The following is a 14,591-nucleotide window of genomic DNA, read 5'->3' as shown; positions in this document are numbered from 1 at the left end:
GTGTACATCCCAGTTACAGAGGTGTCGGTTATTGGGGGGCCGGTTACTGGGAGCATAGCTGTTGAAAGCGGCAAAATTTTTCCGCCCACCGGCAAAAATCTGCCGGTCTGGAACATTTGTGCCTAAAATCTTCATTCTTACCGCCATAATAGCTCTAAAACTCACCATTTTCCACCATTTGCCAAAAAGCTGGCACGGCAATTGCATTGTGTTGCTCGAGATTACCTATTCCGGTGTTTCTCATATCCCGGTGACGGTCGAAAGGCCGCACGATTAAGACAGGATGACAATCGATGCCGAGTTTAGATCAGATATTTGCATTGAACGGAGGAGCGTTAAAGTTGCGCTCCCAGCGTTTGAATATGCTCGCTTCTAATATCGCAAATGCTTCTACGCCTGGATATAAAGCGAAAGATCTCGATTTTGACCGCGCGATGCAACAGGCCCAAAACGGTAGCTCCGTAAATAAAGCAATGAGCGATCACACAGGTTATCGCGTGCCGCTGCAACCCTCACTTGATGGCAATACCGTAGAACTGTCGGTTGAACAGACTCTGTTTGCTGAAAATGCCATTCAATATCGCACCACCCTCTCGTTCCTTCAGGGGCAGGTGTCATCAATCAAACGCGCATTGAAAGGGGAATAGTTATGAGCGGTATGAATGTTTTTGACGTCGCCGGTCGAGCGATGTCGGCGCAGATGGTGCGGCTGAATACCACGGCATCCAATCTGGCCAATGCCCGCACAGATTACGCGACAAAGGACGAAGCCTATCGCGCAATGCGCCCGGTTTTCCGCTCGGTCATGGAAGATAATATGGCGACGGTCGATGTCGAGCGCGTTGTTCAAAGTGATCTGCAACCGCAGAGGCGGCATGACCCGACAAACCCCATCGCCGATGAAGACGGCTATGTCTGGGAAGCGGCTGTCGATGAAACGGCAGAGATGATCGATATGCTCGAAACTTCGCGCAATTACCAGAATAACGTCCAGGTTTTACAAACTGCAAAATCACTCATCCTAGAAACAATAAGGAACCAGTAATGGATATCGCTCCGCAGGTTTATGACAAAAAATCATCCTACATGGACGGTCTGACCACATCACAGCCGCCCAATGCGACAGGTGATAGCACATTGGATCAGGATTCCTTTCTACGGCTGATGACCACCCAGCTAAAGTTTCAGGACCCTTTTGAACCGATGGATAATCAGGCGATGGTTGCCCAGCTCGCACAATTTTCAAATGTTGCGGGCATTTCGCAGATGAACAAGGCTCTTACCGATATTGCTTCCATGTTGGGAAGTAACCGCTTGTCCGATGCAAAGGAATGGATCGGTCATTCGGTTCTGGTTCCCGGTAATTTCGCTGTTGCCAACAAAAGCGGTGAATATGCCGGAGAATTTGAATTAACAGAGGCGAGCGAAAATCTTTCCATCGACCTGCTGAATGACAAAGGCGAAATCGTGATGTTTGCCGAACTGGGCAGTCAGGATGCCGGGCCAGTCCAGTTTAACTTTGAAAGCAAGAATGCTGATGATCAACCATTGGATCTCGGGCGACTGAAAGTCCGGGTGAACGGTGGTTCTGTCTCCGATCTTGCGACGTGGGTACCGGTCGCATCTGTACAAACATCCGAGGGCAATGGTCCTCCACTTCTTGTTACCCCGATTGGCAACGTCTTGCCATCGGATGTGCTGCGCGTCGGATAAACGCAGCAGTTTACTCAAATATTTATTAGGAGAAGAATAATGTCTTTTTTTACATCTCTTACTGGCTTGAAGGCAGCACAAACTGACCTGAATGTCATTTCAAATAACGTAGCCAATACAAATTCAACCGGCTTCAAGAAAAGCCACGCTCAATTTGGCGACCTATTTGCCGCTGCTCCAACCCAAACGACTAAGACTGTCGCAGGTCAAGGCGTCCGCTTAGCTGGTATTACACAGCAATTTACGCAAGGAACATTAAAACCAACCGACAAGACGCTGGATATGGCGATTGCCGGTGACGGCTTTTTCGCTGTGCGTAGTCAACCGCCTCAAGCAAGCCTGTCCTATACTCGTAACGGCGCTTTCATTGTCAATGTTGACCACGAAGTCATTGATACAACCGGTTCCAAAGCACAGCTTTTGCCTGTTGATGCCAATGGTGTCGCAACATCCACAAATATTGCCGACATGTATGATTTCATTGTACCTGAAACAGATCCCGGTGATCCGACTGCACTGTTGACCAATATTTCCATCAATGGCGAAGGCGTTGTCAGCGCAAGCTTTACTAACGGCAACCAGATACATCTTGGTGCCATGGCACTTGCGAGCTTTACCGCTATAGAAGGGCTTCGCCCCAATGGTGATGCACATTGGCAGGCAACCGGCGACTCTGGCCCACCCCAGATCAATCAGGCTGCGAACGGTCCTTTGGGTCAGGTGCGTTCCGGTGCGCTGGAACTGGCTAACGTGGATATTACCGAAGAATTGGTTTCGCTCATTTCGGCGCAGCGCAATTTCCAGGCCAATGCCCAGGCAATTGAAACTGCCAATACCCTTAGCCAGACGATGATAAATCTGAAGGTCTAATGGCTGACGGATAGGGAGTTAATCAATGGACAAGCTTGCATATACCAGCGTCAATGCGATGAAATCGTTGATGAACCGGCAAACCGCCATCGCCAATAATATGGCGAACTCGAATACAATTGGCTTCAAGGCTGATATGGTTTCGGCAAAAGCCAAATATTTGGCTGGCCCCGGCCATGACAGCCGGGCCATAGCGGTCGAGCGGGATATGCAAGCTGATATGAATGCCGGAACTGTTACGCAAACCGGACGCTCTCTCGACATTGCTCTGGAAGGCGATGCGATGATCGCGGTTCAAGCAGCCGATGGCAAAGAAGCATATTCCCGGCGAGGCGATCTTCGTATTGCTGCGTCGGGTGCCATGATAACCGGGGACGGCTTTCCCGTAATGGGCGCCAGCGGCCCGATCACTATGCCGCCCGCGGAACGCGTAGATATTGGTGCAGACGGGACTGTCTTTTTCGTGCCCCAGGGCGGTGATCCCACACAACCACAAGAGCTGGACCGGATAAAACTGGCCAGCATGACCGGCAGCGCCATTTCCAAGGGGCCAGACACATTGTTTCATGCCGCCGATGACGGCGTCCTGCCAGTTGATGACAACGCGCGATTAATTTCAGGAGCATTGGAAGAATCCAATGTCAACATGACAGCCGCGCTGGTCGATATGATTGAAACAAGTCGCGCCTGGGAAACACAGGCTAAATTGCTGCGAACCGCCCAGGAACTGGATGAAAGCAGCGCCAGCGTCATGAATATGCCGCAATGATAACCGGCGTGCCCGGCGCACGACCATAGTTTGTGCGAAATTCGCACGGCCATAGTTTGTGCGAATATCGCACGGAGGAGACATAAATGAGCAACGCAGCCCTACAAGTCGCGCGCACCGGACTGGACGCGCAAAATACTAAAATGCGTGTTATCGCCAACAATCTGGCGAACGTAAATACAACAGGATTCAAACGCGACCGCGCAGATTTCGAAACCCTTGCTTATCAGAATATCGTGACCCCCGGCGCGCCGTCCGATGCACAGAACCGCTTTGCCAGCGGCCTGCAACTGGGCACCGGTGTGAAACTGTCCGGGATCGGCAAAGTTGTTACGCAAGGCACACAGCAAAACAGCGATAATGCCCTTGATATGGCAATCGAAGGTCAGGGCTATTTTCAGGTGGAAATGCCCGACGGCACGACCGGCTATACGCGAGCCGGTAATTTTAGCCGGTCTGGTGAGGGCAATATTGTCACAAGCGACGGCTTGCCTCTCATCCCCGGTATTCAGGTTCCCGAAGGCGCAACATCGCTGACCATCGGTAATAACGGAACGGTGACAGCAACGCTGGCGGGGCAGGATGACATAACCGAGCTGGGCCGCATCGAACTTGCCAGCTTTACCAATCCGGCGGGACTTCTTTCGGTCGGCAACAATATTCTGACCGAAACGGCAGCAAGCGGTGCGCCTTTGGTCGGCGAAGCCGGCACGGAAGGACGCGGTGCTATCCGTCAGGGTGCGCTGGAAGGCTCCAACGTCAATATTGTCGAAGAACTAGTCAATATGATCGAGACGCAGCGCGCTTATGAGGTCAATTCGAAAATGATCTCTGCCACAGATGAAATGCTGCAATTTGTGAACCAGCAAATCTGATTTTTCGGGAGCAAGAGACTATCATGCCTTTATCATCTATTTCGAAAACCGCTCTGCCGGTTACACTTGCGCCCTTTTTTCTTATCGGGTGCATGGGATCGGGCAATGCTGCGCCTGAGCCGGGGTTTGCACCGGTAGTCGCCGCCCTCCCTGCCCCTCCAGCTCCTGAACAAGCCAATGGTGCCATTTTTCAGTCCACTTCGGGCTATGCTGCCCTAACCAGTGGGATGCGGGCTAGTGCCAAGGGTGATATTATCACTATCCTGCTGGTCGAAAATACCAAGGCAGCCAAAACCAACAGCGCATCCAAAGACCGCGGCGGCGGATTTTCCCTGTCACCGCCGACGACCGGCCCATTATCCCTGTTTTCACCCAGCGACATTGCTGCCAGCGGATCACATAATTTCTCTGGTTCCGGCAAAGCTGCCCAGTCCAATAGCTTGCAAGGCAGGATCAGCGTGACCGTTGTCGAAAGCTATGCCAACGGAACCATGCTAGTGCGCGGACAGAAATTGACCTCTCTGAACCGCGGGGATGAACACACACAATTTAGCGGCCTTATCCGCGCGATTGATGTGTCTTCCGACAATACTATCCCGTCCAGCAAAGTGGCCGATGCCCGCATCATTTACGGTGGATCAGGCGAAATTGCTTCCGCCAGCAAACAGGGCTGGCTGCAAAAATTCTTTTCATTCATTTCCCCATTTTAGCCCTCCAGCAGGCGAGACAATATGACCCTATCCCAGAAATTCACCCGTTTTTCCCGCAAGGTCGCCGCAATGGCGAGCATGATGCTTCTCACCGGGATATTCGCCGGAATGCTGGCAGTGCAACCGGCACAGGCCGAACGGATCAAGGATCTTGGTCATTTCGCTGGCCTGCGGACGAACCAGTTGGTCGGCTATGGCATTGTGGTCGGTCTTTCGGGAACCGGCGATGATAGTCTGGAATATGCGACATTGGGCGTTAAGGGGATGACCAGCCGTTTTGGTCTGGCGCTTCCCCCTGGCGTGAACCCTGCAACAAAAAATGCGGCGGCGGTCATGGTTACGGCTGAAATGCCCGCCTTTGCCAAACCGGGTCAACGCTTGGATGTCACAGTATCTGCCATCGGCAAGGCCAAATCGCTGCGCGGAGGCACGTTGATTTTAATGCCGCTCTACGGTGCCGATCAACAGATTTACGCGATGGCACAAGGCAATCTGGCTGTAGGCGGTCTTGGCATTTCGGCAGCGGATGGATCCCGTTTGACGGTCAATATTCCGTCTGTCGGCCGGATATCCAGCGGCGCGACAATTGAACGAACCGTTGCAACCGGCTTTGAGAGCGAGCCTTTTCTTAGTTTCAATCTGACCGATGCTGATCTCACCACCTCGCTTCGCGTTGCGGACGCGATTAACGAAAGCATCGGATCTGGCCTTGCGATAGCAATTGATGCCGTCACCGTACGCATTGCTGCTCCTCCGGGAACGCAAGAGCGCGTGATGTTAATGGGCCGGATCGAAAATCTGATCGTAAAACCAGCCGAAGCGCGGGCGCGGATTATCGTCAATGCCAGAACCGGAACCGTCGTAATTAACGGATCGGTCCGGCTTGGCCCAGCGGCGGTAAGCCACGGCAAGCTGACGGTCCGTGTCGAGGAAAATCCGATGGTGGTGCAACCCGCGCCATTTAGCCGGGGCCGCACAGCCGTAGAGCCGAATAGCGACATTTCAGTGGAAGATGAAGGTGCTCCGGCATTTGAAATCGGCAGACGCGCTTCTTTATCGGAAATTGTCGAAACTATTAATTCCATCGGCGTTTCACCGTCTGATCTAACAGCGATCCTAGAAGGATTGAAACAAGCCGGCGCATTGAAAGCGGAGTTGATTATAATATGACCAGTATCAATCCTCACGGGAATTATTTGGCCGCATCCACGACTGCCACACCTACAGCTCGTGTCGCGCCAGGCGATGCAAATGCAACTGCCGAAATCAAAGAAATGGCTGCAAATTTTGAAGCTATTTTTGTCCGGCAAATGCTTTCTACAATGCGCTCATCGTCATTGGGGGAAGGCCTGTTTGACGGAAAGGGTACAGAAGAATTTCGCGATATGCAGGATGCCCAACTCGCAAAAAACATGGCCGAAAAGGGCGTGTTCGGCGTAGCCGAGCTATTGACCCGCCATTTGGACAATAGCGGTGTGACCGGCACTGACCAAAACAATGGGGAGCAGAAATAATGTCTGACCTGTTGAACATCGGACGCTCCGCCCTACAGGTTAACAGCCGCGCGCTGGAAACTGTCGGATCTAACATCGCCAATGCCGAAAATCCCGACTATGTGCGCCGCTCCCTTAATGTCGGAGATACGACAATCTATGGCACCACCAATCCTCTCTATGGAAATTACACCGGCTCTGGCGGCGTGGCTATCAACGGCCTCACCCGCAACAGCGACCAGTTTCTCGAAGCAGCGACCCGCCAGACCGGCGCAGGTCGTGTACGCAGCGAAATCATGGTCCAATGGCTAGAACAAGGTGAGCTCGCGCTGGCGAATAATGAATCAGATATAGGCAGCCAGCTAACCAAAGTTTTCGGCAGTGCCGAAGAATTATCCGCAGTGCCTTTTGAGTCCGCCCTCAGGGGGCAATTTCTAGGCGATATTCAGGATACGGTTTCGCGCTTTAATCAAACGGCTGCAAATCTTTCCGCTAATCTGAAACTGATGGATGGGGCAGCCGAGCAGGAAACCGTCGGCTTGAATAATGCCTTGGCCGAACTGGCTGAAATCAACCAGAAATTACGGCCTACCCAAGCAGGAACTTCGCAACAGATTGCTCTGCTCGACCAGCGCGACGCAGCTCTGACAGTCATAACCGAAAAACTGGACGTAGAGATTAGTTTTGGCGAGAATGGAATGGCCGATATTACACGCGGCGGCACAAATCTGGTCAATTTTAATATTGCCAGCCCTGTCAATTTTGTTGCCAATGCAGGCGGCGCCTTTGACATAGAAGTCGGCGGAACAATATTGCCACCTCCGACGGATGGAACATTGGGTGGACTTCATCGCGCACAATCGGATGTCGCGGCTATGGCCACCAATATTGACGCACTCGCGGTACAATTTGCTACCGAGATAAATGGCTGGCAAGCCAATGGCCGCACGGATGCCGGAGTTCCCGGCGCTGCCGCAGTAACCCATGGCGGCACAGCAGCTAGCCTGTCAGTCACGGGGCTTACGGGTGACGACCTTGCACTGGCATCAGCCGCCGGCGTTGCCAATGGTAATATATTGGCGTTTGTAAATCTTCGCTCCGCAACCGGCACAGAACGACAATATGAGAATATGGTCGTCAATCAGGCACAAAACCTGATGTCGGCGCGAAGCGAAAGCGACGCTGCAACCGCATTTGACCGGGCCACACGCGAAGCGCGCAACCGTGTTTCGTCTGTCGATCTCGATCGGGAGGCCGCCGATCTTGTCCGCTTGCAGCAATCTTACGAAGCATCTGCCCGGATTATTCAGGTCGCTCGCGAGACCATACAATCCGTTCTGGCAATATTTTAACGGTTCTTAATAAGGCGCAAAAGCAAGGGCGCAATAGGGGGAAGTAATGGACTCAATTAACCGCACAAGACCACCTGATGCTGTACAGAAGCAGGCTGAACTGTCCCGGTTGATTGCCCGTACAGAGGAATCAGTCTCGACGGGAAAAAGCTTTAACCGGCCATCCGAAGCACCTTCCGCATGGCTGGAGATATCCAGCATTAGCAAGCAGTCCACCATAGAAAAAGGATGGGCCAGCAATATCGGGCGCGCACGTATTCTGGCACAGCAGGCAGAATCAACAATCGACACCCTGTCCAACGGTGCTATTCGTGTTCGCGAATTAATGGTGCTGGCCAATAACGAAACACTAGCTCCTCGCGACCGTGAGATTATAGCGTTGGAGCTGGAAAGCCTTCAGGACCAGTTCAATAAATTAAGCATGGTGAAAGATAATTACGGCGGTCAGCTATTTCATCCCGGCGATCCAATCCAGATGCGGATTGATGCCGATATTCTGGTGACACCTGCCCCCACATTGCAAGATGTTTTCGGAAATATTGATCTGGGCGGCAGCACCGACAATCTTGATACAATCATGACAAACATGATAAACGCCGTTCGCTTCGGCACGGTTGCTGATCGCGCAGACGAACTCAACAATGCTAAATCGGTAAGCGATCATTTTGCAACGGTTCTTGGACGTCAGGGTGTGTTCGGAAACCGGCTGGATGAGCAAGAGGTAAGGCTACAACAATCAGCGCTCAACACATCCGAACGGCGCTCAGCATTGGAACGCACAGACGTGGCAGAAGCCATTTCCCGGTTTCAATCCTTGCTGGTCAATCTTGAAGCAGCGCAAAGGCTATATGCCAAGACTGCCAGCACTTCGCTGATTCAGCTCATCGGCTAGCGCCCCTGAATCTTCACTATCGCACCCTTAACCACAAAGGCTTTCGCCCGTTCATTAGAGTGATAACCCATCCTTCGTTTGTCGGAGATGATCACACCGGATCGGGCCAGTAGATTGGAAAAAAGTTTATGTTCGCTGGAATAGGTATTGTTGTCCTGCTTGTCATGGTTTTTGGGATATTCACGCTATCCGGCGGCGATATGGGAGTGGTTCTTCATGCCCTTCCTATCGAGATGGGAATTATCGGCGGCGCTGCCGTAGGCGCGTTGATAATCGGTAATAACGGTGCTCAGCTAAAAGCGTTACTCGGAGGAATGGGCAAGGTTTTCAAAGGTCCGACTTATGTGAAACAGGACTTTATGGATTGCATATTGCTGGTTTCCAAATTGAACAAGATCCTGAAAAGCGACGGTCCGGTTGCGCTTGAACCCCATATCGAGGATCCAAAATCCTCCCCGATTTTCAGCGAATACCCCAAATTGTTGAAAGATGAGGCGTTGATCCACCTTATTGCCGATAGTTTCCGGCTTGTTGTCGTATCATCGGGAACGCTGGATCCCTATGCGGTTGAAGATGTCATGGATCAATCCATCAAAACCCACCATCATGAAGCGATTGCACCAGCCAATAATCTTCAGACACTTGCCGATGCTCTACCTGCCTTGGGTATTGTGGCCGCGGTTCTGGGCGTGGTCAAAACCATGGGCGCGATTGATCAGCCACCAATAATATTGGGTGCAATGATTGGTTCTGCCTTGGTTGGAACATTTTTGGGAGTTTTGCTGGCCTATGGCTTGGTCGGGCCGATGGCTGGCCGTGCGCGCTCGGTGATTGAAAGCGATGCAGCTATCTATCATGTCGTAAAGCAGCTGATTATCGCCAATTTGCACGGGCATCCACAACCGCTGATAATCGAAGCGGCCCGCACCGGCCTGCAACATGTAAATCAGCCCAGCTTTTCCGATGTATTTGATGCAGTCAGGGCACGATAGGTCATGGCAAAGAAAAAAGCACCCGAGCCGGTTCGGCCCATTATCGTAAAGCGGATCATTGCCGATGATCATGACGCCCATCATGGCGGAGCATGGAAAGTCGCTTACGCCGATTTTGTTACCGCAATGATGGCTTTTTTTCTGCTTATGTGGCTGCTTGGTGCAACCGATGAAAAACAGCGCAAAGGTATAGCCGATTATTTCGCGCCAACAATCGCGCAAGTTAAACGCGATAGTGCAGGTGGTAAGGGCATGTTCGGCGGTTCATCAGTCACCGATCCGGATAAATATCCCCATAAGGCAACACAAATCGGCAATCAGGCGGTGGCAATAACTACCAAGAATAGACCCGTCCTTAAAAAAGAGAAGAATGTAGGTCAGGGCCGGGCTTCTAACCCCAAGTCGTTAAACGCCAAAGAATTTGAACAACGTGTCCGTGAGCAATTAAAAAACAATCCCGAAACGGCAAAATTGCTCTCCAATGTCCGTTTTACCGATACGAAAGAAGGCTTGCGGATCGACATAATTGACGAAGCGGATTTCAGCATGTTTGCATTAGCAACCAACAGGCTGCAATCCCGCGCAATCGAGCTGCTTGGCCAAGTGGCCATGATTATCAATACCGTGGATAATGAACTGATTATCAGAGGGCACACCGACAGCCTGCCCTATGCCAGCGGACAAAGCATGAATAACTGGCTCCTGTCTTCGGCCAGAGCCGAAGCCACGAGACAGGAACTGGTCAGACAAGGTCTGGCGATCAATCGCATGGCGCGGATTGAAGGGGTTGCAGATACAGAACCTTATAATCCGGCAGAACCCATGGATGATAGAAACAGGCGCATTTCGATCACAATGAAGACCAGCTAATGGTTATATCCGAAATGGACTATTTGCTCTAATTATATCCATATTGGATGTAATATCCTTCATTATCCCCTGATTGGGCGCAATATCAGTTGATATTTTTCAGTCCGATTCGGATAAAGATTTTTGAAGGGGTTAAATCTTTCGTCCAGGGCCATCGCGACCCCCGCAGGTTGCGGTCTTGGTAAACGTAGCGCACCTGGTATGCGTTATAACTGATTGGGTAGAGTGTGGTTTCACCCGCTCTACCCAATCGTGTTTTGGCCAATCGTGTTTTGGCCAATCGCTTTTCGGGATTCCGGGCATCCATGATGAACCAAAGGTTTCACTCCCTTACCATGATGTGTGGAAAGAAACCTTTTCTCAACGGATCATTTACGCTGTAGCTTTCAGACAATATTGATCATCTGGTCAGCTAAAAACAGGCCAGATACTAATGATTTACAGGAAAAGCCCTATAAATTGAGATGTTTATAGCCGCATGAAGTAGTTAAACTTCCGCGATCACCATCCTGGTCAGTCAGAATATTTTATATGGAAGGGCCGGTTGCTATTGGTAGGATCTGGTAGTGACCGTATCTTTTCCAACCTCTACATCATATTATAAAAGATTCGTCAGCCGCCAAAGGCTTCCTTGATTTTCGAGAAAAAGCCGCTGCTGTTAGGGCACTCGTCGCCTGTTTCGGTTTCCTGGAATTCGCGCAGCAATTCTTTTTGGCGAGAGGATAGCTTCGTCGGTGTTTCAACGTCGATCTGCACCACCATATCACCATGGCCACGCCCACGTAAGACCGGCATACCAGCGCCGCGTTGGCGTATTTGTTTGCCGGACTGGATTCCGGGTGGGATGCGGATTTCATGCTTGGATCCGTCCAGACCGGGAATCGCAATTTCTCCACCCAGAGCCGCAACCGAGAAACTGATCGGTGCGCGAGTAAACAAGGTAGTCCCTTCACGCTCAAAATACTCATGGCGCGCCAAATGAATGAAAATATAGAGATCACCGGGGGGTGCGCCACGCGCGCCGGCCTCACCTTTGCCGGAAAGGCGGATACGCGTGCCGCTGTCGACACCGGCAGGGATTTCAATTTCCAAGGTACGGGGTTTATCAATTCGTCCGTCACCGCGGCATGTATGGCACGGGCTTTCAATCACCTCGCCACGTCCCTGACAGCTTGCACAAGTTCGCTCAACGACGAAAAAGCCCTGCTGAGCCCGCACTTTGCCATGGCCATGACAGGTTACACAGGTTTTTACGCCCGTTCCCGGCTCTGCACCTGACCCCTCACACTCGTCGCAAGCAACCGAAACATCTATTTCGATTTCAGTCTGTTTTCCGTGAAATGCTTCTTCAAGCGTGATTTCCATATCATAGCGCAAATCTGCGCCGCGTGCCGGACCACGCTGATGCTGTTGACCACCAAAGCCGCCACCAGCACCGCCGCCAAAGATAGTTTCGAAAATATCGCCAATATCGTTAAAGCTGGCACCGCCGCCAAATCCGCCGCGACCTGCATTATTACCGCCGCCATTGGTAAAGGCCTCATGGCCATATTGGTCATAGGCCGCGCGCTTTTGCGGATCTTTCAAAACATCATAGGCTTCGCTAATCGTCTTGAACTTCGCTTCTGCTTCCGCATCACCCGGATTTCGATCAGGATGATATTTCATCGCCAGTTTGCGATAGGAAGATTTCAGTGTGGCGCTATCACAGCCGCGCTCCACTTGAAGTTCCTGATAATAGTCCATTTCGGTTGCCATTACTTATACCCAGCCCCCTAAGCCGAAAAATCCAACATCAAAATACCAGCAATAAAGCGCCAGCATTAAAACAATAGCATGGAAACGATAGCGCTGGACCTACCAAACTCCTTTTTCAAGGATATGGCTTTGGCAGGCCCAGCTCTATCAGCTTTTACAATTGTTATTCAGCGGCTTTTTCTTTGGAGTCAGTATCATCGCTGTCATCGACCTCGGAAAATTCCGCATCGACTACATCATCATCCGCCTTTGCTGCTGCGTCGGCTGCGGCTGCATCTGCTGCATCACCGCCAGCGGCCTGCTCGGCTTCATAGATTTTCTGACCCATCTGCATGGAAACCTGTGCCAAAGCTTCGGATTTAGCCGTCATTGCTTCAGGATCACCACCTTCAATCGCTTCTTTGGTTTCAGCGATTGCCGTTTCGATCTGGCCTTTCAGATCATCGTCAATCTTGTCAGCATGTTCAGACAATTGCTTCTCGGTCGTGTGAACCAGACTTTCCGCATTGTTTTTGGCTTCTGCCTCTGCACGCCGCTTCTTGTCTTCCTCTGCAAATTTCTCTGCATCCTGAACCATCTGATCAATATCACTGTCAGACAGACCGCCAGAAGCCTGGATCTTGATCTGTTGTTCCTTACCCGTGCCTTTATCTTTAGCCGAAACATTGACGATACCGTTGGCATCAATGTCGAATGTCACGTCAATCTGCGGAACACCGCGTGGCGCTGGCGGAATGCCAACCAGATCAAACTGACCAAGCATCTTGTTATCCGCTGCCATTTCGCGTTCGCCCTGGAACACACGGATGGTCACAGCGCCCTGATTATCGTCAGCAGTAGAATAGACCTGCGACTTTTTCGTCGGGATGGTCGTATTCCGGTCAATCATGCGGGTAAATACCCCGCCCAGCGTTTCAATACCCAGCGACAGTGGTGTCACGTCGAGCAGCAATACGTCTTTAACATCGCCTTGCAAAACACCGGCCTGAATAGCCGCGCCCATGGCAACAACTTCGTCCGGGTTCACGCCGATATGCGGCTCTTTGCCGAAGAATTCCTGCACAGTGTCACGGACCTTGGGCATACGGGTCATACCGCCGACCATAACAACGTCACCAATTTCAGATGCGTCAATACCGGCATCTTTCAACGCCTTTTTGCAAGGCTCCAGTGTCCGTTTAATCAGGTCCCCGACCAGTTTTTCAAGATCGGAGCGCGTGATGGTTTTCACCAGATGCTTGGGGCCATTTTGGTCGGCTGTGATAAACGGCAGGTTGACCTCTGTGGTCTGGGCCGAAGACAGTTCGATTTTCGCTTTTTCCGCCGCTTCTTTCAAACGCTGAAGCGCCAGCTTGTCTTTGGTAAGGTCAATGCTTTCCGCTTTTTTGAAATCTTCTGCAAGAAACTCTACAATTTTAGCGTCAAAGTCTTCACCACCAAGGAATGTATCACCATTGGTTGACTTCACTTCAAAAACACCGTCGCCAATTTCCAGAATGGAAATATCGAATGTACCGCCGCCAAGGTCATAAACCGCAATGGTCTTGCCTTCGCTTTTTTCCAAGCCATAAGCCAAAGCCGCAGCCGTTGGCTCGTTGATGATCCGTAAGACTTCCAGTCCGGCAATTTTTCCGGCATCCTTGGTCGCTTGACGCTGGGCATCGTTAAAATAGGCCGGAACCGTAATAACCGCCTGCTCAACTGTTTCACCAAGATAGCTTTCAGCCGTCTCTTTCATTTTTTGCAGAGTGAAAGCCGAAATTTGTGCAGGAGAATAATCTTCGCCGCCAGCTTTTACCCATGCATCACCATTGCTGCCTTTAACAATGTCATAAGGCACCAGTTCCATATCTTTTTTGGTCATCGGATCGTCGAACCGCCGCCCGATCAACCGCTTTACAGCAAAGACGGTGTTTTCCGGATTCGTCACAGCCTGACGTTTGGCTGGCTGTCCGATCAGACGCTCACCGTCTTTGGCAAAAGCGACAACCGACGGGGTGGTCCGTGCGCCTTCCGAATTTTCAATAACTTTCGGCTTTCCGCCGTCCATTACGGCAACACAACTGTTGGTGGTGCCCAGATCAATACCGATTACTTTAGCCATTTTTCCCTCAATTCACTTTAATATATTTTCTAAACCTAGCAAAATAGCCGCCCGGCCCTTTTGAATTGGCGCCGTTACAGCTTCGAGATGGGATATAGGTGGCATTTTCTTTGGCACAAGTCTTGGCATCGTAGTAGAGAGGCTCTACAATTCATAAAAGGGTTATTCATTCCCTGAAATCTGGAGTTTTCAG

At 51.2% G+C, this 14,591-nt stretch carries 15 protein-coding genes; 13 read left to right on the top strand and 2 right to left on the bottom strand.

Translation table 11 applies throughout. The features are described from left to right. Positions 1-293: 293 nt before the first annotated feature. The 13 genes from flgB to AB1K62_RS01255 all read left to right on the top strand — a co-directional run bounded on the left by flgB (position 294) and on the right by AB1K62_RS01255 (position 10,536). Complete coding sequence (flgB, locus tag AB1K62_RS01315; protein ID WP_367000614.1) at positions 294-647, top strand: flagellar basal body rod protein FlgB; 354 nt, start codon at positions 294-296, stop codon at positions 645-647. Positions 648-658: 11 nt separating this feature from the next. Next, positions 659-1,045, top strand: coding sequence for a flagellar basal body rod protein FlgC (gene flgC / locus AB1K62_RS01310; RefSeq protein WP_367002012.1), 387 nt, complete (start codon positions 659-661; stop codon positions 1,043-1,045). Continuing rightward, positions 1,045-1,713, top strand: a complete 669-nt coding sequence (locus tag AB1K62_RS01305; RefSeq protein ID WP_367000611.1) for a flagellar hook capping FlgD N-terminal domain-containing protein — start codon at positions 1,045-1,047, stop codon at positions 1,711-1,713. Before flgC ends, AB1K62_RS01305 begins: the two co-directional genes overlap by 1 nt. 39 nt (positions 1,714-1,752) lie before the next feature. After that, positions 1,753-2,583: a flagellar hook basal-body protein gene (locus tag AB1K62_RS01300; protein WP_367000609.1), complete on the top strand. Its 831-nt coding sequence runs from the start codon at positions 1,753-1,755 to the stop codon at positions 2,581-2,583. Positions 2,584-2,608: 25 nt separating this feature from the next. Beyond that, positions 2,609-3,352 (top strand): flagellar basal body rod protein FlgF, encoded by a 744-nt coding sequence (flgF, locus tag AB1K62_RS01295; RefSeq protein WP_367000607.1) that lies wholly within the window; start codon positions 2,609-2,611, stop codon positions 3,350-3,352. An 86-nt stretch (positions 3,353-3,438) separates the two neighbouring features. Then, positions 3,439-4,227 carry a flagellar basal-body rod protein FlgG gene (gene flgG / locus AB1K62_RS01290; RefSeq protein ID WP_367000605.1) on the top strand — a complete coding sequence of 263 codons (789 nt, stop codon included), beginning with the start codon at positions 3,439-3,441 and terminating at the stop codon, positions 4,225-4,227. A 92-nt stretch (positions 4,228-4,319) separates the two neighbouring features. After that, positions 4,320-4,937, top strand: a complete 618-nt coding sequence (locus tag AB1K62_RS01285) for a flagellar basal body L-ring protein FlgH (protein ID WP_367002010.1) — start codon at positions 4,320-4,322, stop codon at positions 4,935-4,937. A gap of 78 nt (positions 4,938-5,015) precedes the next feature. Then, positions 5,016-6,107: a flagellar basal body P-ring protein FlgI gene (locus AB1K62_RS01280; RefSeq protein ID WP_367002008.1), complete on the top strand. Its 1,092-nt coding sequence runs from the start codon at positions 5,016-5,018 to the stop codon at positions 6,105-6,107. Beyond that, a complete protein-coding gene (locus AB1K62_RS01275) occupies positions 6,104-6,451 on the top strand; it encodes a rod-binding protein (RefSeq protein ID WP_367000604.1) in 348 nt (115 codons plus the stop codon). The genes AB1K62_RS01280 and AB1K62_RS01275 overlap by 4 nt, the downstream gene beginning before the upstream one ends. Further along, positions 6,451-7,782 carry a flagellar hook-associated protein FlgK gene (flgK, locus tag AB1K62_RS01270; RefSeq protein ID WP_367000602.1) on the top strand — a complete coding sequence of 444 codons (1,332 nt, stop codon included), beginning with the start codon at positions 6,451-6,453 and terminating at the stop codon, positions 7,780-7,782. Before AB1K62_RS01275 ends, flgK begins: the two co-directional genes overlap by 1 nt. Before the next feature lie 46 nt (positions 7,783-7,828). After that, on the top strand, positions 7,829-8,674 hold the full coding sequence (locus AB1K62_RS01265) for a flagellin (RefSeq protein WP_367000601.1): 846 nt from the start codon (positions 7,829-7,831) through the stop codon (positions 8,672-8,674). A 128-nt stretch (positions 8,675-8,802) separates the two neighbouring features. After that, on the top strand, positions 8,803-9,666 hold the full coding sequence (motA, locus tag AB1K62_RS01260) for a flagellar motor stator protein MotA (RefSeq protein WP_367000600.1): 864 nt from the start codon (positions 8,803-8,805) through the stop codon (positions 9,664-9,666). 3 nt (positions 9,667-9,669) lie between these two features. Continuing rightward, positions 9,670-10,536, top strand: a complete 867-nt coding sequence (locus AB1K62_RS01255; protein WP_367000598.1) for a flagellar motor protein MotB — start codon at positions 9,670-9,672, stop codon at positions 10,534-10,536. 612 nt (positions 10,537-11,148) lie between these two features. Here the strand turns inward: AB1K62_RS01255 and dnaJ are convergent. Continuing rightward, a complete protein-coding gene (gene dnaJ / locus AB1K62_RS01250) occupies positions 11,149-12,294 on the bottom strand; it encodes a molecular chaperone DnaJ (protein ID WP_367000596.1) in 1,146 nt (381 codons plus the stop codon). Between the two features lie 163 nt (positions 12,295-12,457). After that, a complete protein-coding gene (dnaK, locus tag AB1K62_RS01245) occupies positions 12,458-14,398 on the bottom strand; it encodes a molecular chaperone DnaK (RefSeq protein ID WP_367000594.1) in 1,941 nt (646 codons plus the stop codon). Positions 14,399-14,591 lie beyond the last annotated feature (193 nt).

This window comes from Parasphingorhabdus sp. JC815, assembly GCF_040717415.1.
Taxonomy (GTDB): domain Bacteria; phylum Pseudomonadota; class Alphaproteobacteria; order Sphingomonadales; family Sphingomonadaceae; genus Parasphingorhabdus.
The sequence above is the reverse complement of the archived record's forward strand: the minus strand, read 5'-3'. Positions and strand labels throughout refer to the sequence as shown.

Coding starts and splice junctions, on each gene's coding strand:
- AB1K62_RS01255 (WP_367000598.1), top strand. CDS start 9,670: ATGGCAAAGAAAAAAGCACCCGAGCCGGTTCGGCCCATTATCGTAAAG.
- flgB (WP_367000614.1), top strand. CDS start 294: ATGCCGAGTTTAGATCAGATATTTGCATTGAACGGAGGAGCGTTAAAG.
- AB1K62_RS01300 (WP_367000609.1), top strand. CDS start 1,753: ATGTCTTTTTTTACATCTCTTACTGGCTTGAAGGCAGCACAAACTGAC.
- AB1K62_RS01265 (WP_367000601.1), top strand. CDS start 7,829: ATGGACTCAATTAACCGCACAAGACCACCTGATGCTGTACAGAAGCAG.
- AB1K62_RS01275 (WP_367000604.1), top strand. CDS start 6,104: ATGACCAGTATCAATCCTCACGGGAATTATTTGGCCGCATCCACGACT.
- AB1K62_RS01285 (WP_367002010.1), top strand. CDS start 4,320: ATGGGATCGGGCAATGCTGCGCCTGAGCCGGGGTTTGCACCGGTAGTC.
- flgG (WP_367000605.1), top strand. CDS start 3,439: ATGAGCAACGCAGCCCTACAAGTCGCGCGCACCGGACTGGACGCGCAA.
- motA (WP_367000600.1), top strand. CDS start 8,803: ATGTTCGCTGGAATAGGTATTGTTGTCCTGCTTGTCATGGTTTTTGGG.
- AB1K62_RS01280 (WP_367002008.1), top strand. CDS start 5,016: ATGATGCTTCTCACCGGGATATTCGCCGGAATGCTGGCAGTGCAACCG.
- flgF (WP_367000607.1), top strand. CDS start 2,609: ATGGACAAGCTTGCATATACCAGCGTCAATGCGATGAAATCGTTGATG.
- flgC (WP_367002012.1), top strand. CDS start 659: ATGAATGTTTTTGACGTCGCCGGTCGAGCGATGTCGGCGCAGATGGTG.
- dnaJ (WP_367000596.1), bottom strand. CDS start 12,294: ATGGCAACCGAAATGGACTATTATCAGGAACTTCAAGTGGAGCGCGGC.
- AB1K62_RS01305 (WP_367000611.1), top strand. CDS start 1,045: ATGGATATCGCTCCGCAGGTTTATGACAAAAAATCATCCTACATGGAC.
- dnaK (WP_367000594.1), bottom strand. CDS start 14,398: ATGGCTAAAGTAATCGGTATTGATCTGGGCACCACCAACAGTTGTGTT.
- flgK (WP_367000602.1), top strand. CDS start 6,451: ATGTCTGACCTGTTGAACATCGGACGCTCCGCCCTACAGGTTAACAGC.